Origin of the sequence: Cupriavidus sp. SIMBA_020 (assembly GCF_046535395.1) — a bacterium.
In the GTDB taxonomy this organism is placed as follows: Bacteria; Pseudomonadota; Gammaproteobacteria; order Burkholderiales; family Burkholderiaceae; genus Cupriavidus; species Cupriavidus campinensis.
This window is the reverse complement of the sequence record NZ_JAWRWU010000089.1, coordinates 1-427: the sequence shown is the minus strand read 5'-3', so window position 1 is coordinate 427 and position 427 is coordinate 1. Positions and strand designations below refer to the sequence as shown.

Annotated in this window: 1 pseudogene; it reads right to left on the bottom strand. The window is 68.4% G+C overall.

The window, feature by feature from the left end:
- Positions 1-273: pseudogene (locus SB751_RS28270) on the bottom strand (ABC transporter permease); the annotation flags it as partial.
- Positions 274-427: the final 154 nt, after the last annotated feature.

Sequence of the window (427 nt, the reverse complement as noted above, 5' to 3'; positions counted from 1 at the left end):
GCCGATCGAGGTGCCGGCGATGACGCGGGTGAACGGCACCAGCGCCACCAGCAGGATGATGAAGGGAAACGAACGCACGGTATTGACCGTCCAGCTCAGCAACCGGTGCGCCAGCGGACGGTCCAGCGACTGGCCCGGACCGGTCAGGAACACCAGCACGCCGAGCGGTCCGCCCAGCAGGATCGACGCGGCCAGCGCGATGCCCAGCATCAGGAAGGTCTGGCCGACCGCCACGCCCAGTTCGGGCAGCAATTGCACAAAGGTGTCCAGCATCAGGCGACCTCTTCATAGGGATGGGTGGCTTCGCGGATCAGCTCGCGGCCGAGCGCCGAGGTCAAGTGCACGCCGGCGCCGGAGATCTCGGCCTGCTCCAGCACCTGGCCGTTCTCCATCACGGCGACGTGGCGGCACAGCGCCCGCACCACCG